Origin of the sequence: uncultured Jatrophihabitans sp., assembly GCF_964244045.1 — a bacterium.
In the GTDB taxonomy this organism is placed as follows: domain Bacteria; phylum Actinomycetota; class Actinomycetes; order Mycobacteriales; family Jatrophihabitantaceae; genus Jatrophihabitans.
This window is the reverse complement of sequence record NZ_CAXTHK010000012.1, coordinates 15011-33544: the sequence shown is the minus strand read 5'-3', so window position 1 is coordinate 33544 and position 18534 is coordinate 15011. Positions and strand designations below refer to the sequence as shown.

Genomic DNA, 18534 nt, shown 5'->3' with positions numbered 1-18534 from the left:
GCACTGAAGGGATAGGCCCGGGTACTCACGATCTTCCCTCCAGGTCGTCCTCGCCGGCCAGGTACACCGAGCGCAGGCCCTCGAGCGTCTGCTCGTCGGGCTTGGCCCACATGCCGCGATCGGCGGCTTCGAGCAGGCGCTCGGTGATGCCGCGCAGGGCCCACGGGTTGGACTGCTGCATGAACTCGCGCACCCCGTCGTCGAAGACGTAGGACTTGGCGAGCTGCTCGTACATCCAGTCCTGCACGACGCCGGCGGTGGCGTCGTAGCCGAAGAGGTAGTCGACGGTGGCGGCCAGCTCGAACGCGCCCTTGTACCCGTGGCGCTGCATCGCCCCGATCCATTTCGGGTTCACGACGCGCGAGCGGAACACCCGCTGGGTCTCCTCGGCCAGCGTGCGGGTCTTGACCGCGGCGGGCACGGCGGAGTCGCCGATGTAGGCCGCAGGGGATTGCCCGGTGAGGTGACGCACCATCGCCACCATGCCGCCGTGGTACTGGAAGTAGTCGTCGGAGTCGACGATGTCGTGCTCACGGGTGTCGACATTCTTGGCCGCCACCGCAATGCGCGCGAAGCTGTGCTCCATGTCCGCGCGGGCCGCCGTCCCGGCCACCCCCCGGCCGTAGGCGTAGCCGCCCCACACCGCGAACACCTCGGCGAGGTCGGCGTCGCTGTGCCAGTTGTGCGCGTCGATGAGCGGCAGCAGGCCGGCGCCGTAGGCCCCGGGCTTGGAGCCGAAGATGCGCAGCGTGGCCTTGCGCCGGTCGCCGTGCTCGGCAAGGTCCGCCTCGACGTGGCGGCGGACGTAGTTCTGCTCGGCCGGCTCGTCCAGCGCGGCGACCGCGGCCACCGCGTCGTCGAGCAGGTCGATGACGTGGCTGAACGCATCGCGGAAGAATCCCGAGATCCGCACGGTGACGTCGATGCGCGGCCGGCCCAGCTCGGCCAGGGTCAGGACCTCGAAACCGGTGACCCGTCGCGAGGCGTCGTTCCACACCGGGCGGCACCCGAGCAGGGCCAGCACCTCGGCGATGTCGTCGCCCTGGGTGCGCATGGCCGAGGTGCCCCACACCGTCAATCCCACCGAGGCGGGGTACCGGCCGGTGTCGGCGAGGTGCCGCGCTATCAGCGAGTCGGCCAGCGCGACGCCGACGTCGTAGGCGTTGCGCGACGGGATGGCCTTCGGGTCGACGCTGTAGAAGTTGCGGCCCGTGGGCAGCACCGACACCAGGCCCCGGGTTGGCGACCCGGAGGGACCGGACGGCACGAAGCGGCCGTCGAGCGCGCCGACGGTGCGGGTCAACTCGTCGGTGGTAGCAGCCAGACGCGGGACGACCTCGTCGACGGCGAAGCGGAGCACGACAGCAACCCCGTCGTCCATACCATGCAGTACGGAATTCATGACGTCGGGTATGGCGGCAGCCGCCCACTCGCGCTCCTCGAGGCCAAGCACGAGGGCGCGAGCCAGGAGCTCGAGCAGATCGACCAGGTCCGACGCTGTGGCGGACGGGCCGTCGGCCAGCGCCGCGAGCTGGCCGGAGGGCGGCGCCGGCGAGCCGGGCGAGGCGAGCAGATCGGCTTCGACGAGCCCGAAACGCTCGGCGATCGCCGCGCGCAGGCCGACGACCGCGTGCGCGCCGCCGAAGATCTGCGGCGAGCGCAGGATGGCCAGCACCAGGTCGACCCGGGGCTCGCCGACCGGTGCCGCGCCGAGGATGTGCAGGCCGTCGCGGATCTGGACGTCCTTGATCTCGCAGAGGTAACCGTCGAGATGCAGCACGAAGTCGTCGAAGGCGTCGTCGTCGGGCATCTCGTCGGCGTGCAGGTCGTGGTGCAGCTGCGCGGCCCGCACGAGCTCCCAGATCTGCCCGCGCACCATGGCGATCTTGTCCGGGTCGAGGGCGGCGACGGTGGCGTACTCGTCGAGCAGCTGTTCGAGCTTGGCGAGGTCGCCGTAGGTGTCGGCCCGCGCCATCGGCGGGATCAGGTGGTCGACGACCACGGCGTGCGCGCGGCGCTTGGCCTGCGTGCCCTCGCCCGGGTCGTTGACGATGAACGGGTAGACGAGCGGCAGGTCCCCGAGCACGGCGTCGGGCGCGCACGTCTCGGAATTGCCCAATCCCTTGCCCGGCAGCCACTCCAGGGTGCCATGCTTGCCGAGGTGGACCACGGCGTCGGCGCCGAAGCCGTGGGTCAGCCAGCGGTACGCGGCCAGGTAGTGGTGACTCGGCGGCAGCTCGGGGTCGTGGTAGATCGCGATCGGGTTCTCGCCGAACCCGCGCGGCGGCTGGATCATCAGCGCGACGTTGCCCAGCAGCAGGCCGGCCAGCACGATGTCGGTGCCGTCGACGTACAGGTTGCCGGGCGGCTCGCCCCAGTGCTCGAGCATGTCGGCGCGCAGCTGGTCGGGCAGGGCGTCGAACTCACGCCGGTAGTCGGCCAGCGAGATGCGGGCCGGTGCCGCCGCGAGCTGGGCCTCGGTCAGCCATTCGACGTCGTGACCGCCCGCGGCGATCAGCTCGTGGATCAAGGCGTCGGAATCCGTCGGCACCGGCCCACCGATGTCGACGCCGGCGTCCTGCAGCGCGCCGAGCAGCCGGACGGCCGACGCAGGCGTGTCGAGTCCGACCGCGTTGCCGACCCGGGCGTGCTTCGTCGGGTAGGAGGACAGCATGATGCCGAGCCGCTTCTGCGGGGCCGGCACGTGGCGCAGCCGGGCCTGGCGCAGGGCGATGCCGGCCAGCCGCCGTACCCGCTCGGGGTCGGCGACGTAGCGGGCGAGGCCGTCGGCGCCGAACTCGCCGGAGACCTCCTTGAACGAGAACGGGACGGTGATGATGCGCCCGTCGAACTCGGGGATCGCGACCTGCATCGCGGCGTCCGTCGGCGACATCGAGGCAGCGGCCGCCCACTCGGCGCGCGAGCTGCTCAGGCAGATGCCCTGCAGCACCGGGACGTCGAGCTCGGCCAAGGCCCCGACGCTCCAGGCGTCCTCGTCACCGCCGGCCGACGCGGCCGAGGGCACCGACCCGCCGGCGGCCAGCACCGTGACCACCAGCGCGTCGCAGCCCGCGAGCAATTGCAGCAGCGGGTGCTCGAGGCTTTCCAGGCCGCGCAGTGACGCGCAGAAGACGGGGACGGCCTGGGCGCCGACGGCGTCGAGCCCGGCGGCCAGGTCGTCGACGAACCCGGTGTTGCCGGACAGCTCATGCGCCCGGTAGTAGACGATGCCGACGCGCGGTCGGCCGTCGGGTGCCGGCAGCTCGGCGTCGCCGCGCACCCCCACCTGCGGCATCGCGACCGCGGGGCCGAACCCGTAGCCGGTCCGCAACACGGTGTCGGACAGGAACGCCGCCAGCTCGCGCAGGTTGGCCGGACCGCCCTCCACGAGGTAGCCGAGCGCCGTGTGCGCCACGCCGGCCGGGACGGTCGAGGAGGCCATGAGTTCGGCGTCCGGCGCGGTCTCCCCGCCCAGCACGACGGTCGGCACGCCCGAGGACAGCACGGCCGCCAGCCCGGCCGGCCAGGTGGCGGCACCGCCGAGCAACCGGACGACGGCCAGCTCGACGCCCTCGAGCAGGCCGGCGACGTCGGCCGCGTCGAGGCGCGAGGGGTTGGCGCACCGGAAGGCCGGCCCGCCGTCGGCGGCCGGAGCACCGCTCGCCGTCGCGGCAAGCAGGTCGGTGTCGGAGGTCGAGAGCAGCAGGATCACGTCAGGACTCCGGGTCTGTGCAACGACTTGGGGCGCAACGACTTGGGGTGCACGATGCTCGTCAGCGCCGGCAGGCCCGGCGTCGGACCGCCGGTGATCAGCCGGTCAAGGGCTGCCGAGTCGAGGCCGTCGGCCACGGCGTCGCCGAGCCGGTCGAGCTGCTGATTCTTCAGGGCCGTGACGTCGGTGTCGATGGCGGCGGTGAAGTCGCGTCCGGCGACGGCGGCGATGTCGGCGAGGAATGCCCGGCGGAAGTCGTCGCTGTCGAGCGCGCCGTGCCACGACGTGCCCCACACGGCGCCCGCCCGGCAACCGTCCAGGAACGGCTCGCCGCCGGCCACCTGCTCGGCCACGCCATGGTGGATCTCGTAGGCGGTGTCGACCCGTGTCCCGTACGCGCGGCCCGTCGGGCGACCCAGGGTCTTCTCAGCCGCGAACCGGATGTCGACGGGCAGCAGCCCCAGACCGGGCACCGCGCCGCTGCACGACTCGACGTCGTCGACGATGGTGCGGGCCAGCATCTGGTAGCCGCCGCAGATGCCGAGCACGGGACGCCCTGCCCGCGCCCGATCGACGACGGCGTCGGCGAGTCCCCGCGCCCGCAGCCAGCCGAGGTCGGCGACAGTGGCCCGGCTGCCCGGCAGCACCACCAGGTCGGCCGCGGCCACGGTCGCGGGGGAAGTGGTCCAGGTGACCACGACGCCGGGTTCGCAGCCCAGCGCGTCCAGGTCGGTCGAGTTGGACGTCCGCGGCAGCCGGATCGCGGCGACGGTCAACGTCTCCCGCCCCACCGGCGCGCCGCCGGTGGCCACGGCCGGTAGCGAGAGCGAGTCCTCGGTCTCGAGCACGAGGTCGGGCAGCCACGGCAGCACGCCCAGCACCGGCCGGCCGGTGAGCTCGGTGATCATCCGCAGCCCGGGCTCCAGCAGCTGGGCGTCACCGCGGAACTTGTTGATGACGAAGCCGGCGACCAGCGACTGGTCGCGTTCGTCGAGCAGTGCGAGCGTGCCGAACAGTGCCGCGAAGACGCCGCCCCGGTCGATGTCGCCGACGACGAGGGTGGGCAGGTCGCGCTGGTCGGCGAGCCACATGTTGGCCAGGTCGGTGTCGCGCAGGTTGATCTCGGCCGGGCTGCCGGCACCCTCGCAGATCACGACGTCGTACTCGCCGCGCAACCGGTCGTAGCTCTCGAGCACCGCCGCACGCAGCGTGGCCTTCAGCGAGCGGTAGCTCATCGCCGTCGCCTCGGAGTGCGGTCGGCCGTGCACCACCACGTGGGTGTGCCGGTCGCTGCCGGGCTTGAGCAGCACCGGGTTCATGTCCACCGTCGGTTCGAGCCCGCAGGCCCGCGCCTGCATGGCCTGCGCGCGGCCGATCTCGCCACCGTCGAGCGTCACGACCGAGTTGTTGGACATGTTCTGCGCCTTGAACGGCGCGACCGAGACGCCCTCACGATGCAGGCGGCGGCAGATGCCGGCAGTCAGCAGGCTCTTGCCGGCGTCGGAGCTGGCGCCGGCGACCAGCAGCGAACCCCTCATCGGTTCCGCCCGACGACCGCGGCGGCCGCAACGCACACCGCGACGGCGGCGTGCTGCACCGCTCGGCTCAATCGGGCGGCGCGGGCGATGTCCGCGACCGTCGGTAGGCGTCCCGTGCCGAGCTGGGGGCGGTTCTCGGCGCGGCCGCCGTAGACGGTGACGCCACCGAGCCGCACGCCCAGGACGCCCGCCGCACTGGCCTCGCACGGACCCGCGTTCGGGCTCGGGTGGTTCCCGGCGTCGCGTCGCCACGCCGTCCAGCCCTCGCGCGCCGAGCCGTGCACCACGGGTGCGGCCAGCAGGGTGAGGGCGGCGGTGACCCGCGCCGGCAGCAAGTTGAGGACGTCGTCGAGCCGCGCTGCGGCGGTGCCGAAGCGGGCGTAGCGCGGTGAACGGTGCCCGACCATGGCGTCGAGCGTGTTGACCGCCCGGTACCCGAGCAGACCGGGCACGCCGGCCAGCGCGCCCCACACGAGCGGCGCCACCACCGCGTCGGAGGTGTTCTCCGCGATCGACTCCACCGTCGCGCGGGCCAGCCCGGCGTCGTCCAGCGAGGCCGGGTCGCGGCCACACAGGCTGGGCAACAGCTCGCGCGCCGCGTCGGTGCGCCCGTCCTCCAGCAGGCGCGCCATCCGCTCGCCGACCCGGGTCAGGCTCGTACCGCCCAGGGCGCACCACGTGGCGGCCGCGACGAGCGCGGTGTGTTTCGCAGGGCGGTGGCGGACGCTGCGTTCGACCGCGACGCAGGCGAGGAGCAGCGGCACGGTCACGGCCCCGACGAACCAGGCGCCGCGCCGCACGTCGTCGGCGTGCAGGCGCTGCTCGAACGCGGTGACCAGCCGGCCGTAACCGGCCACGGGGTGAGCGCGCCGGGGGTCGCCCATGAGGTCGTCGACGGCGGCCCCGATGAGCAGACCGAGAGCCACCGGAGAAAGTGCCACCTACCGGGGTCGCGGCAGTGGATGGCGTCTGCGCACGTAGGGGTTCGGTCGTTGCATCGGGTCCTCCGTCGGGTGTCCACGCCCTGGATGGGTACGACGGCGGAAGTTCCTGGCTCCCGGGCCCGCACGCGGTGCTCGGTCACAGTGGCGGGACCGCGCCGGATTCGCACCGAGCTTCCTTCACTGCCGTCGCTGAGTACCTTCGCACACGTCGGCCCGGACCGGGGCGGCAGAGGTGCCGGCCGCGTGCCCCGTCTCAGCCGGTTGACCGGCCGTTCTCGGACGCCCTATCGTCAGCGCTTCGTGACGGCGTGAGGAACCCGGTGCAAATCCGGGACGGTCGCGCCACTGTGAGCCCAGCCGGCAGGCGGGGTGAGTCAGATACTCGGCCGTCACGACGCCCATCCGTTAGAGGGACGCAGATCCCTGAAGGAGGCCCATCCGATGACGTCTGTTCCAGGCCCCGGCCGCACCGCCACCCGGACGACCGGCCGGCCCGAGGCGGTCGGCGTCACGTCGTGACGAGCGCCCCGCACCCGAGAGCCGCGACGGCCGGCTCCACGTCCGGGATGTTCCGCACGATGCTCACCACCTGGACGCGGCGCGACTGGTGGCAGGCCGCCGGGCTGCTCGGGGTCATCGCGGCCATGCACGCGGTCGCGTTCGGCATCCTGTTCGGCGTCGTCGGGCCTGCTCACTACCACCTCGGCACCAAGGTCTTCGGCGTCGGTCTGGGCATCACGGCCTACACCTACGGGCTGCGGCACGCCTTCGACGCCGATCACATCGCGGCCATCGACAACACCACCCGAAAGCTGCGCGGCGACAACAAGCGTCCCAAGTCCGTGGGGTTCTGGTTCGCCATGGGTCACTCGTCGGTCGTGGCCGGTATGGCTGCGCTCGTCGCCGTCGGCGCGCACGCGGTCACCACTTTGAGCAGCGACGACAACACCACCGGCCAGACGCTCGGCCTGATCAGCACCGGGGTGTCCGGCAGCTTCCTGTACGTCATCGCCATCCTGAACCTGTTCGCCCTGGCCGGCATCGTCCGGGTCTTTCGGGCCATGCGCAGCGGGGAGCTGGACGAGGAGAAGCTGGAGGAACACCTGCAGGCCCGCGGTCTCATGAACCGGCTCCTGGGCGGGTTGACGAAGACGATCACGCGCCCCGGGCAGATGTACCCGATCGGCCTGCTGTTCGGGCTGGGTTTCGACACCGCCACCGAGGTGGCCCTGCTCGTCCTCGCTGGTTCCGGCGCCGCGGCCGGCCTGCCCTGGTACGCGATCATGGTGCTGCCCCTGCTGTTCGCCAGCGGGATGAGCCTGCTCGACACCCTCGACGGCCTGTTCATGAGCGTCGCCTACGACTGGGCGTTCCTGAACCCCGTCCGCAAGATCTACTACAACATCTCGATCACCGGACTCTCCATCGCGGTCGCGTTCTTGATCGGTTCCATCGAGCTGGTCACCGTGCTGCACGACAACATCGGGTTGCAGGATCCGGTGACCGACTGGATCAGCGGCATCAACCTGAACAACGTCGGCTTCGTCATCGTGGGCCTGTTCGTGCTCACCTGGGTCGTCGCGCTCACCTACTGGCGCACGGCCAAGGTCGAGGACCGCTGGACGAAGTCCCCGCCCCCGGAGGTCGAGCCCGCCTGACATCGAGGCCCGCAACCAATAGCAGAGGCAGGCGACGCACGGTTCGTCACGCTTCGCGCGCGGTTCCCCCACACCGGTCCAACCAGGCCACTGCGACGTCACGGTAGCGGGCCAGTCCCTTGTACTCGGCCTTGTCCGGTGGCAGCTCGGTCAGCACCGCAGGGAGGCGACGCGTCCACGCGGGAAGTGGCTGTCCAGGTTCGAGCGGTAGGCCGCCAGCGTGGTCGGCTCGAGGTGCTGCACCGCGGGCCAGTAGTACTTCTCCACGTACGCAGCGAAGGTCAGTTTGCCGCGCGAAGCATCGGCGAGCGTGCCCTCCCGCCCGCTGCTCGAACTTGATCGCCGCGCGTTCGGCGTACCGCTTCGTCGAGAACCCACCACCGCTGCGCTGCCGCCCGTCAGCGGTGAAATAGGTCGCGTACCACCGCGATGTGCCGGCACTCGTGCTGCGAAGCTGCGCGTTTAGGCCATTGCGATGTCCTCTGGGTTTTGGTGTTCGTTGGGTCGTTTTGGGTCACGAGAAATGACCGTCAAATGACGGTCCTCCTCACTAAAAAAGAAGAACAGGGGCGTCTTGGGTCGGCACTCTTTCGGCCACGACCCTGCCCTCTGGAGTCGGTGGCGCAGGTTTGTAGTTTGGCGAGGGCGCCATCAGAAAGGACCGAAATTTGCTGGCACAAAGGTCGAACAGCGAGCCATGCGTCGAGAAAAAGGTCGTCACGATTCGGCACCAGATGGCGCCCGCCGAATTATCCGACAGTTGTCGTCACGCCGGGCCATTGGCTGCTCGGCCTGCGGCGCCCGCGCAGTTCAGCCGGTTTTGTGCAGCAAACCCCCAGCACTCCGCAACGGCGGCGTCATGAGATGCCCAAAAGCCCATGCGACCGGGTCGGCCTCAGCCGAACGGCGAACCGGAACCCTCGGCACGGTGAACTTTGTGGTCGGTTTGCGACTGCAACCGGGCGCGATGCAGCTTGATGTCGTCCGCCCACAGCGAATCAAGGCTGTAACGCGGTATCGGTGGTGCGAGGGCGCCGAACATGGAACCCAGCGCGACAAGTGCTGGGCACACGCGATGCCATCTCATCTCGTTGCGTATTTGTTTGAGCGTCCGAGGCTGGTCGTAGTGTGGCTCGAGGCTTGTCAATGGGTCAGCGCCGGAGCGTCTTGATGGTGGCCGTGCGCTCCAGAATCCCACCGCCGAGTTCGCCGTCCCAGTTCCATCTGGGGAATGCCTCCATCAGCACTGTGCCCTCGGGATTTGCGCGATCGACTCCCGGGCCGCCGTCCGCTGCGCCCTCAAATGTCAGTAGGGCTGCGGTGATGGTTTCGCCGGTGATCTCCACGATGTCGCCGTCGTCGAGGTGCAGTCGGACGTGAACCGTCTCGCCGGGCGTCGCGTTGATGTCGGTCAGGGGCGTGTGTTCGGTCTTGATCGCTCGGCGATATGTGCCGGCGTCGTAGACGTAGCCGTCTTCGAGGCGGACGGTGCCGTCGCGACCGACGACGGTGAACAGGCCGAATGCTCGGCCGCTGGGGAACGCGCCGCCGAACAGGGCGTGGGTGCCCCACCCGGTGAGGTCGCGGGGACCACGGGAGTGGTCGCGAAGCCCGAAGCCGCCGATGACGTGGGTGTGGCCGGCGACGGTGATGGTGCCGTTGACCCGATACATCTGTTCATAGTGGGAAGAGAACGCCTGGCCCTCATGCGGAGTCGCATGCTGGCCGCCTGCGGCGGCGAGGAAGGTCGGCGCGACTGTCTCGACGTCAAGGTCCAAGGAGACCGTTGCGGTCTGGTCGATGGTCTTGGAGATCGGTCCTGCTTTGAGTTCGGTCAGTGTCGAGGGCGCGGCGGGGCCGTCGTAGGTGAGCTTCCAGGTCCGAAACGGCTCGATGTTCTGCAATACCATTCGGGGTCCAGCTACGCGGTCCGGGGCGCGTTCCGTCCCTTGATCCCAATGAAAGTAGAACTGCTCGGTGCCGACGACGATGACCAGCTGTTCGGTCCATGTCGAGAAATCCCGTGGGTCGGCGCCGAGGTGAAGATAATGACCGACGCCGCTCGCGTGGTCGTAACCTACGAACCAGAAGTTCTCACTGAACATCGGCACGTCGTCGGGTTCGAGTAGGCAATAGTCGGCGTCGGCGGGCAGGCCGGCAGACCAGGCGGATGGGGCGGGGCTGTAGGAGGTTGTCGTCATCGGAGCTCCAGAGGGAAGTGTCAGCGGCCGGCGACGGTGAAGTCGCCGACAACCTGTGTCTGATGGTCTTCGCGCAACGCGAGCGCTGCGGCGGTGGCGTTCGCGGCGTCACCGGTGGTTCCATGCGTTGCGTCGATCGCCTGGCACAAGACCTCGCTGCCCAGGGCGTAACCACGCGAGTCGAAGTGATGGCTTGAGTGCCTTGCGAGGTGATCTCGCAGGTCGTGCAGAACAGCAGCCACGACACCGTCTTGGTCAAGTCCTTCGGCAAGAACGAGCTCACCAACCTCGGCATAGGCCTGAATCTCGAGCGCGACGAACTCCGGTTCGAGTCGCACGCGCCTTGCGGTCAGAGCGAGCAGTTGGCTGGCCAGAGCGAGGTCGTGACCCTGTCCGGCGTCAGGCTGAGCCACCGCGTGGCTGAGCAGATCCAGTACTGCCGGGACGGAGGGCCGTGTCAGCACAGCTGTTCCTCTCTGAGCTCAACGCAGGGTGGGCGAGGGTAGGACAGCATCGAGGCCGCGGATCGCCTCACGCAGGGATAGGTGCGTCCTGGCGAGTACGGCGGACACGTAGGCCGCGAGCACTGGCGCATCCGGTCCGGCTTCCACTGCCGTCGGGCCGCCGACGAGCGTGCTGTAGACGTTGACCGTTGCGAGCAATCCGAAGTACCCAACGGTCGCCGGGTTGATGACCGATTCGTCAAGTCCGGTAGCGGCTCGATAGCGCGCATAGAAGGCCATCGGGTCATCGGCCGTCAGATCTGGTGGGACCGCCGCCGATACGGTGCCGTACCAGCCGAGGTCCTCGCGGGTCCCCGATGCGGGCGAATTCCCAATCCACCGCGCTGAGCGTTCCGTCCGGCCCGAGCATGAGGTTGTCGTTGTTGATTTCTCCGTGGATCAGACCGAGAGGGGCCGGGGTCGGCTTGTGGTCCTCCAACCAGTTGGCGAGGTGTCGCACGAACGGGTCGGGCTCGACGCCGGTTCGTTCGACCTGACGCCACTTGTCGATTTGGGAGTCGATGTGCGTATCCCAATCGGTGGGCCGTTCCAGCTGAGGGGGTAGGTCCTCGGTGGGGACCGAATGGACATTCACCATCAGATCGCACAGCTTGTCGGACACCGGCCGGCGATGGGCGACATCGGATCCGGACAGCGCGCGGGACACAGTGACGCCGTCCAAACGTTCGACGACGAAACAAGGAACGCCGAGAGCGGGCCCCTGGTCGTACCACGCCGGCGTCGGAAGCGGGACATCACCCCGGGCGCTGAGCATGGTGATCACTGCCCACTCCGCAGCCCGATCGGTCGCGGTGATCGATTCACCGGCTGGTCGGCTGGCCCGCAGGACCAGCCGCCGTGCGTCACCGCTTGCATCCTGTAGGTCGAACCCGACCATGAGTTGACTGAACCCACCGGAGAGCAGTTCGAGGTTGTCGACGCGCTCTCCGACCTTGCGCTCGTCAACCAGCCACCGAGTCAGATCCCCGGGTCTTCGGTGAATGACATCGCGATCGCGGTCGTGGGTGGCGCCCTACGGCGTTACCTGCTGGACAAGGGCGAGCTCCCGAGGGAGTCCCTGACCACGATAATGCCGATCTCGGTCCGACCCACCTCGACCCAGCTGCAGAAGGACGGGCACACCACCACGAGTGCCGGCGGCGGCGGGAACCGCTTCTCCATGTCCATGATCTCGCTGAACACGGACATCGCCGATCCGCGTGAGCGCCTGGACGCGATCCGCACCGCGACCGATGCGGCCAAGAAGTACGGCGTCGACGCCCAAACCCTGGTCGAGACCACCGAGCTGCTGCCTGGAGCGTTGGTCGGTACCGCTCAGCGCGCGGTCATGCGGCTCATCAACGCGACCGGCCGTTCCGTCGGCGCCCACACGATCGTCACGAACGTGCCGGGCCCCCGCACCCCCATGTACTTCTGCGGGGCTCAATGCCTGCTGTCCTCGGGCATGGCCCCCGTCGTCGACGGGATGGGGCTCATCAACGGCGTCGCCAGCTATGTCGACGACTTCACCATCTGTTTCACCGCCGACCGGGATCAGATGCCCGATCCGGAGTTCTACGCGGCGTGCCTGCGGGACGAGTACGAGACCCTGCTCAAGGCCCTGACCGACGGGTGAGCCGCACCGCGTCAGGCCGGCTGCCGAGCGTCCACCAGGCCCCAGGCCACCGCGGTGTCCACACCGATCGACGTGCCGGAGAGGCCGAGAAAGGCGGTACGGCGACGCCCGATCCGTCGGGTGATGCTCACGGTGCCGCCGGCACCAGGGATCAGGCCCAAGGACACCTCGGGCAGTCCGATGACGGTGTCCTCGGCGGCGAGCACCGCCCCGGCGAACGCCGGGATCTCGATGCCTGAACCTAGGCAGGCACCGTGCAGGCATACCTCGAGTCGCGGACCGAGCTGGTGGGCGAGCCACGCGGTACTGCGGGCCATCCGGGTGAGGTGCGCCCCCGCAGGGTCGGGTCGTGACCCGAATTCGTCCAGGTCGCCACCCGCGCTGAACGACGGTCCGTCGCCGTCGAGCCGGACCCGCAGATCAGGATCGAGCAGCGCAAGGGTGAAAGCCTCGGCGAGCTGGTCACGCATCGCGCTGTCGAGGGCGTTGCGCCGTGCGGGTCGAACGAGGGTGATGTGCAGGACGTCGTCCTCGCGACTCACCCTGATCCGTTCGTTGCCGTCCTCGGCCAGGCGAGGAGGTCGCCCTGCGCGCCACGCCGCGAACTCCGCACCTGATTGCAGCATCGAGTAGCAGGTGGACTCGGCGACCAGACCGCTGAGTACGGCTCGGTCGAGCCCCGACGGTGCTGCGTCGGCAGACGTTGCGCGCGCCAGGCTCTCACCGGTACCCCGGAGCAGCAGGGCGTAGGAGGCTGCGGCCACGGGATTGGCCTCGATGACCCGCGAGATGGCCTCGACGGCGTCAGGTTTGTCCGGTCCGTCGCCGGCGAGCAGCACATCGGCGAAGTCGCACGAGTCCACGAGGTCGGGCGGACTAACGGCGATCACCGGGCAGGCGAGGGCGAGTCCCGGCGCGCCGAGCGGTCGGGGCAGAGCCCGCTCGTCGAGGCGCCTGTCCACATCGACGATGAGATGGGTGACCCCGCCGTGCACGGACAGTGTGGCCGCGGCCGAGGGATCGGCCATGACATCGGCCAGCTCACACCCCGTCAGCCTCAGCGCTCCCACGTGTGCACCTCGTCCCGCACGACGACCGCCGCGACCTGGTGCGCGCCGAGGTCGGTCAGCACACCGGTCAGCGGGTGTCGGAGCACGCACAGGTCCCCGGGCTCGCCGGGCGCGACTCGCCGTTGGTGTCCCGGGGCACCGGCACGGCCCAGGTACAGCCCGAGGGCCGACACCGGGTCCACCCGTTCGCCGGCCCCGACGACGGCGCCCGAAGCCGCGCGCCGGGACACTGCCGCCCGCATAGCGACCCAGGGGTTGAGCGGGCCGAACGGTGCATCCGACCCCGCGGCCACTGCCACGCCGGCAGCACGAAGGGAGGCGCAGGGGTAGAGCCACGGCTGCTCGCCGGCGGACACGTCGCGTAGGTACTCCTCGCCACGAGCCGCGATGAAGCCCGGCTGGGTGACGACGGTGACGCGCAGGTCCGCGAGCTCGTCGGCGTAGCCGGGCGGAACGACGCCGGCATGCTCGATCCGATCCCCCGCCAGCCCTCCCGCCGATCTCAAGCCCGCCACCGCGACGACGAGTTGGGCCGCGGTGACGCAATGGATCGCGACCGGAACGGCCCGTCGGTGAGCCTGCGCGACGGTACCGACGAGTTCGTCCTCCCCCGGCAGGCAGGCGTCGTCGAGGACGATCTTCTGCGGACCGAGCCGCACGCGGCTCGCAGCGAGCCGGGGCAGTTCCGGCCCGGCCATGACGGTGAGCCGTTGCCGGATCGAGCCGTCCGCCTCGAGCGACTCGAGGTCCTCGAGACCCGAGGCGGTCAGGCCCGGGGTGGCGTCGGTGAACCCGGTGATGCCCAGGCGCAGGGCCCGGCTGCTGAGCTCACCCATCCCGGTCCGGTTCACGACACCGGCACCGGCACCGGCACCGGCACCGCGCAGCCGGTGATCGAGGCGCCAGAGCCGACCGGTTGCGGTGCCGTCGGGCGTCCGTTCGACGCCTCCGTCCGTCCAGCGCTGGACGTCGAGTTCACGGACCGCGGCGGAGTTGAGCACCCAGAGTTCCCCGGTGCGGTGCTGCACGCGCACCGGCCGGTCGTCGACAACCGCGTCGAGGTCCCAACGGTCGAGCGTCTCGGCCCATGGGCCCGAGATGCCGACCCCCCGTAACCACTCCCCCGTCGCCAGCTGTCGCGCTGCCGCGCGCAGAGCCGGAGCGAGCCCGCCCTGCTCGCTCAGCGCGAGCGGGTCGAGCGCGACCGACGATGCCGCCGCGACCGCGCTGCGCAGGTGGACGTGGTGGTCGTGCAGCCCGGGTATCACCGCCCCGCCGCGGGCATCGAGGACCTCCTCGCCCGGGAATCGGGACAGATCGCGGCCGACCTCGGCGACGCGTCCGCCTCCGGTACGGACCGACAACCCGGGCATCCCTGCGACCTCGGCGTCGACGATCAGCACCGCACCGGGTCCTCGTCCTCGTGGGACACCCACCAGCATCCGGCGCCGTCTCGACGTAGGTGGTGGGTATGTCGGGGCCCGCCTGTCGCTGCCGACACCTCGCTCGCCACCCCGGCCATCGAGACGTCGAGCAGCCGGCCCCCGCCCGCCGTCCACGACGCGGCCGCTGCCGTCGCCGCCCACAGCCCCGTCAGCGGGTCGGCGATCGCGTCGCCCACAAACACCGGCGCACCGTCGGGGCCGCGCGCCACCAGTCCGCCGGCCACGGCAGCGTCATCACCGAACGCGACCCGCAGGCCGTCGTAGGCCTGCCGGCCGTACCCGGTGATGGACAGCCAGGTCCGGCCCGGCCGCGCGGCCAGGAACTGCTCGGCATGCAGACCAAGCCCCCGCAGCGCCCGCGGTCGGCTCGCCTCGATCACGATGTCGGCCGAGTCGACCAACCGGGCAAGGTCCGCCCGCCCGGACCCGCTGCGCAGATCCACGGCGTGCAGCTCGTGGCCGCGGTGCAGTTCGCAATAGAACTGCGCCGGCCCACCGCGTGCGCCGTCGGGCCGGGCCGGGTCCTCGACGGTGGTCACCCGAGCCCCTGTCCGGTGCAGCAGGTGAGCCGCCAACGGACCGGCCCACATGGCAGAGAAGTCGACGACCAAAGGCGACTCGCGGCGACCCGACGCCTGGGAGGTGCCGACAGGTATGACGCGCAGAGCTTCGCTGCCCGCCTCCGCACCGAGGACGGCTGCCGGAACTCCGACCTGCTGAAGCGCATCGACGACGACGTCACCGGGTCGGGACGCTGTCCATTCCGACAGCGCTGCCCATTCCGCGGCGGACGGGACCGGTGCCCCGAGAACGGCAGGCAGGACCTCCCGGTCCTCCGCGCGGGCCAGGTTCACCGCAAGCCAACCGCCGACCGACGGGATCAGCCGCGCCGATCCGTTCACTGAGACAGCGCCCCTGCGCGTCCATCCCGCCTCGCGGGCCCTGGCCGACAGCAATTCCGCCGGGTCCACGTCGACTCGCGCGCCGAGGTTGCCGGTGAGGTGTGCGAGCGTTGCGATGACCCAGGAGATACGGGTCGCCACCGGCGCCTCGGGCAGCGCTGGCGGTCCGTCGCCCGCGCCGGACAACGATGCGACACCCCACCGCGCAGACTGCACGACGCTGCAGGTCGTACTGACCGGCGGCGCATCACTGATGCGGACGCCGAGGTCTCGCGCCAGCACCTCGAGCAATCCGGGCGGCGCAGAATCCGGTCGATCGCCCTGACCGCACGCGATGTGCACCGCCGACAGGTGGTCCACGACCCTCCTCCGCTTGCGGTGCAGCTACGAACGTCCACCCTAGATGCGCGTCCCGCCACCGCCGCCCGGGCCACCAACCCGACGCCGGGATATCAGTGTGACTAGTAAGGATCGGGTCGAGGAGCGGCTAGGGCCTCATGTCGGACCGCGAACGGCGCTGAAACCCCGGAGCACCGACCTCAAGTCAGCGGCCCGCGGCCAGTGGGGGCGTTTGCCCGACGTCGTGATCGAGGTCGCCGGTGCCGCAGGCCTGCTGGCGGCAAGTACCGACGTGATCGCCGCGCGGGGGCGGATCGTGCTGGCCGGGCTGCACGCTGAACCAGAAACTTTTCATCGGCTGGTGCCGCTGCTCAAGGAGGTGTCGATCGTCTTCCCCAACTTCACTACCCTGACCGGCTTCGAGCACACCCTCGCCCGATTGGCCGACGGCACACTCATGCCCTACCCGCTCATCACGCACAGGGTCTCTCTCGATGAACTGCCCGACATCGTGCACGAGCTCAGGCGACCAAACACGTTCGGCAAGGTGTTGATCTCGCCATCGGCAACCCGCTGAGCCCGCCCGCAACAGCTCGCACTGACCGCAGCGATTGCGTCTGACGCATGCTTCGTTTCCGGTTGAGCCTCGCCCACTCGCGGGCCGACGACGGCAGCACACCCACCTCCGACCACGTTCCGTTCTACCTCGCGCTCGAATACACCGCCGAGGCGTGGCAGCGTGCGTTGGCAACCACGTGCACGGGTCTGCTTGAGCCGCGGGATCTCGGCGTCGTCAACGTTACGAGCGACTTCGGCCGCGAGCTGTTCGTCGGACCGGCTGATTTCGATGTTTCGCTGCTGCGTCTCGGAACCAGCTCGCTGACGTTCCACATCCAGGTTCTCCAACGTGGCGAGCCTGCGGCCGACGTGACCATTACGCTGGCGCAGGTCGACGGGCGCCGTGAACACTCGGTACCGCTGGCGCCAGACCAGCGGGCGGCACTGTCGTTGTTGGGTTTAGCCAACACGAAGCAGGGTGTCAACCCGAACCGCATGCCGGGTGACCGGGTACAGGCACTTCAACCCGGCCTGCTCGTTCGGGAAGTGGCCGCGGGCCTTGATCGCCCGCCGATACCGGGCGTTCAAGAACTCGATCGCGTTCGTGGAACAGACGGCGGTGAAGTTCTCGACGTCATAGTTCAGAAACGGGGATGAACTCCGCCCACGCGTTGTCGCAGAGCCGAATCACGGGCGGGTAGTGGGACCCATTTCTCGGCCAGCTCGTCGAACGCCGCCCTGGCGGCGGTGGCGTTGACGGCGGAGTGGAACGGCTCGTCCCGCTTGATCTCGTCCCAGTACCGCCGGCCGGTGAGCCGGAACGATTGAGGACCAGATGGACGATGCAGTTCTGCACGATCACTTGCGCCCACACGGTCGACACGACCTCAGGTAATCCTTTTGTTGCCGTCGCAGGCAAGACGCACGCGTCGTAACAGCGCGGTTCGAAAACCCGGTGAGCACCGCCATTCAGAACTTCGCACCCTCACCACCGAGACAGGCCTTGAGCCCGAGGATGTCCCCCTCGCCGGCCAGCGTGACCAATCGCGGCCGAAACCCTGGGGTCTGGCCCTGCCACAACGCAACTAGTCCGAATCCCCCGACACCAGGGACCAGAAGGCCATTCGGCTACGTCGCCCGTCGACCTCATCACCCAGCCCAGCCGCACATTCCCGCCGACGAGCCAGCCCGAAACAAGGCGTCGACAGCTCGACAGCCGACCCCGAGACATGACACAGACCCGTGGATAGGTGATTGGAGCGCGCGCGTCAGCGCCGTCGGGCGTAGCCCGACGGTCGTTCGTGTCCAGCGGGTCCGGCGGCCGGTGGCGCTGCCGGGGTGTCGAGGGCGACGGTGTGACCGAGGCGTTCGAGCTGGGTGACCAGGCGGCGGGTGTGGGCTTCGGCGTCGCGCCGGACGTGCCAGTCCGGGCCGAGGTCGCGGTAGGGCTCGTCGCGTTTGAGCACCCAGTAGGCCGCGACCAGGATCGAGTGCGCAACCGCCACTTGGGCCCGGCCCATCCCGCGCCGCTTGGTGAGGCGGGCGTGCTGGAGGGCGAGGTAGTTCGTGCCGTGCATCCGCCCCACCGACCCGGCGGACTCGACCAGCATGTGGTTGAGCACTTGGACATGCTGCCGTGGGCGTAGCGGCGGCCGGCGTCGTTGGGTGGGGTCATGCCAAGCTCGCCGACCGACATGTGCTGCCGTCTGTTCGCCGCTCGCGAAGCGAACGTCTCAAAGCCGAACAGGAGCTCATGCGGTCCGATCTGGTGGTGGGCGACGTGAGCGGCAATCGCGGACACCAGATCGGGGTCGAGTTTGAAGCGACGTGATCGTTTGCTCTTCGGATAGGGCTTGATCAGGAAGCGCTCCCCGTCGGGGTGGAAATCAAGTTTGATCTCAGACACTGCCCGGGAGACGGTCACGATCCCGGACGGCATGTGCAGGTCGCCTGGCCTCAGCTCGGTGAGCTCACCCCAGCGAAGCCCGGAACCTATGGCGACGCCGATGAACAGCCGGGCACTGCCCG

At 69.8% G+C, this 18534-nt stretch carries 17 protein-coding genes, 2 pseudogenes and 2 riboswitches; of the genes and pseudogenes, 5 read left to right on the top strand and 14 right to left on the bottom strand.

The genetic code is table 11. The features are described 5' to 3' along the window. Positions 1 to 25: 25 nt before the first annotated feature. The 3 genes from cobN to ACFFC4_RS10965 are packed head-to-tail and all read right to left on the bottom strand — an operon-like array spanning position 26 to position 6176. Positions 26 to 3712 (bottom strand): cobaltochelatase subunit CobN, encoded by a 3687-nt coding sequence (cobN, locus tag ACFFC4_RS10975; protein ID WP_375500713.1) that lies wholly within the window; start codon positions 3710 to 3712, stop codon positions 26 to 28. Further along, entirely contained in the window at positions 3709 to 5250 is a 1542-nt protein-coding gene (locus ACFFC4_RS10970) for a cobyric acid synthase (RefSeq protein ID WP_375500711.1), read from the bottom strand. Before ACFFC4_RS10970 ends, cobN begins: the two co-directional genes overlap by 4 nt. Beyond that, positions 5247 to 6176: a cobalamin biosynthesis protein gene (locus ACFFC4_RS10965; protein WP_375500709.1), complete on the bottom strand. Its 930-nt coding sequence runs from the start codon at positions 6174 to 6176 to the stop codon at positions 5247 to 5249. The genes ACFFC4_RS10970 and ACFFC4_RS10965 overlap by 4 nt, the downstream gene beginning before the upstream one ends. Before the next feature lie 95 nt (positions 6177 to 6271). Then, a riboswitch (cobalamin riboswitch) is annotated at positions 6272 to 6410 on the bottom strand. 55 nt (positions 6411 to 6465) lie between these two features. Then, a riboswitch (cobalamin riboswitch) is annotated at positions 6466 to 6599 on the top strand. A 161-nt stretch (positions 6600 to 6760) separates the two neighbouring features. On the opposite strand from ACFFC4_RS10965, the gene ACFFC4_RS10960 reads away from it, so the two are divergent. Further along, positions 6761 to 7852, top strand: a complete 1092-nt coding sequence (locus ACFFC4_RS10960; RefSeq protein ID WP_375500865.1) for a HoxN/HupN/NixA family nickel/cobalt transporter — start codon at positions 6761 to 6763, stop codon at positions 7850 to 7852. Positions 7853 to 8002: 150 nt separating this feature from the next. Here the strand turns inward: ACFFC4_RS10960 and ACFFC4_RS10955 are convergent, their stop codons facing one another. From ACFFC4_RS10955 to ACFFC4_RS10930, 6 genes are all read right to left on the bottom strand, one after another. Next, complete coding sequence (locus ACFFC4_RS10955; RefSeq protein WP_375500707.1) at positions 8003 to 8230, bottom strand: hypothetical protein; 228 nt, start codon at positions 8228 to 8230, stop codon at positions 8003 to 8005. A 517-nt stretch (positions 8231 to 8747) separates the two neighbouring features. Then, a complete protein-coding gene (locus ACFFC4_RS10950) occupies positions 8748 to 8894 on the bottom strand; it encodes a hypothetical protein (RefSeq protein ID WP_375500706.1) in 147 nt (48 codons plus the stop codon). A gap of 109 nt (positions 8895 to 9003) precedes the next feature. Next, the gene (locus ACFFC4_RS10945) at positions 9004 to 10053 is read right to left on the bottom strand and encodes a hypothetical protein (RefSeq protein WP_375500704.1); all 1050 of its coding nucleotides are present in this window, start codon (positions 10051 to 10053) and stop codon (positions 9004 to 9006) included. Between the two features lie 20 nt (positions 10054 to 10073). Next, positions 10074 to 10517 carry a hypothetical protein gene (locus ACFFC4_RS10940; RefSeq protein ID WP_375500702.1) on the bottom strand — a complete coding sequence of 148 codons (444 nt, stop codon included), beginning with the start codon at positions 10515 to 10517 and terminating at the stop codon, positions 10074 to 10076. 18 nt (positions 10518 to 10535) lie between these two features. Then, a complete protein-coding gene (locus ACFFC4_RS10935) occupies positions 10536 to 10796 on the bottom strand; it encodes a hypothetical protein (protein ID WP_375500700.1) in 261 nt (86 codons plus the stop codon). Positions 10797 to 10800: 4 nt separating this feature from the next. Continuing rightward, the gene (locus tag ACFFC4_RS10930; RefSeq protein ID WP_375500698.1) at positions 10801 to 11454 is read right to left on the bottom strand and encodes a phosphotransferase family protein; all 654 of its coding nucleotides are present in this window, start codon (positions 11452 to 11454) and stop codon (positions 10801 to 10803) included. A gap of 3 nt (positions 11455 to 11457) precedes the next feature. On the opposite strand from ACFFC4_RS10930, the gene ACFFC4_RS10925 reads away from it, so the two are divergent. Continuing rightward, a complete protein-coding gene (locus ACFFC4_RS10925; protein WP_375500696.1) occupies positions 11458 to 12192 on the top strand; it encodes a WS/DGAT domain-containing protein in 735 nt (244 codons plus the stop codon). An 11-nt stretch (positions 12193 to 12203) separates the two neighbouring features. Here ACFFC4_RS10925 and ACFFC4_RS10920 read toward each other — a convergent pair whose 3' ends face one another. From ACFFC4_RS10920 to ACFFC4_RS10910, 3 genes are read right to left on the bottom strand one after another with little or no spacing between them, the layout of a single operon-like run. Further along, positions 12204 to 13262 (bottom strand): enoyl-CoA hydratase/isomerase family protein, encoded by a 1059-nt coding sequence (locus ACFFC4_RS10920; protein ID WP_375500694.1) that lies wholly within the window; start codon positions 13260 to 13262, stop codon positions 12204 to 12206. Next, positions 13250 to 14665, bottom strand: a complete 1416-nt coding sequence (locus ACFFC4_RS10915) for an amidohydrolase family protein (protein ID WP_375500692.1) — start codon at positions 14663 to 14665, stop codon at positions 13250 to 13252. The genes ACFFC4_RS10920 and ACFFC4_RS10915 overlap by 13 nt, the downstream gene beginning before the upstream one ends. Next, positions 14659 to 15969 (bottom strand): CoA transferase, encoded by a 1311-nt coding sequence (locus ACFFC4_RS10910; RefSeq protein WP_375500690.1) that lies wholly within the window; start codon positions 15967 to 15969, stop codon positions 14659 to 14661. The genes ACFFC4_RS10915 and ACFFC4_RS10910 overlap by 7 nt, the downstream gene beginning before the upstream one ends. 43 nt (positions 15970 to 16012) lie before the next feature. Between ACFFC4_RS10910 and ACFFC4_RS10905 the strand changes: the two genes are divergently transcribed. Together ACFFC4_RS10905 and ACFFC4_RS10900 are read left to right on the top strand one after the other, a co-directional pair. Further along, positions 16013 to 16525, top strand: a complete 513-nt coding sequence (locus tag ACFFC4_RS10905) for a zinc-binding dehydrogenase (RefSeq protein WP_375500688.1) — start codon at positions 16013 to 16015, stop codon at positions 16523 to 16525. A 47-nt stretch (positions 16526 to 16572) separates the two neighbouring features. After that, positions 16573 to 16878, top strand: a pseudogene (locus tag ACFFC4_RS10900) (acyl-CoA thioesterase domain-containing protein); the annotation flags it as partial. Between the two features lie 126 nt (positions 16879 to 17004). Here ACFFC4_RS10900 and ACFFC4_RS10895 read toward each other — a convergent pair. Together ACFFC4_RS10895 and ACFFC4_RS10890 are read right to left on the bottom strand one after the other, a co-directional pair. Further along, positions 17005 to 17547 (bottom strand): annotated as a pseudogene (locus ACFFC4_RS10895) (transposase); the annotation flags it as partial. 227 nt (positions 17548 to 17774) lie between these two features. Then, complete coding sequence (locus ACFFC4_RS10890; RefSeq protein ID WP_375500686.1) at positions 17775 to 18128, bottom strand: hypothetical protein; 354 nt, start codon at positions 18126 to 18128, stop codon at positions 17775 to 17777. A gap of 14 nt (positions 18129 to 18142) precedes the next feature. On the opposite strand from ACFFC4_RS10890, the gene ACFFC4_RS10885 reads away from it, so the two are divergent. Then, the gene (locus tag ACFFC4_RS10885) at positions 18143 to 18337 is read left to right on the top strand and encodes a hypothetical protein (RefSeq protein ID WP_375500684.1); all 195 of its coding nucleotides are present in this window, start codon (positions 18143 to 18145) and stop codon (positions 18335 to 18337) included. Positions 18338 to 18534 lie beyond the last annotated feature (197 nt).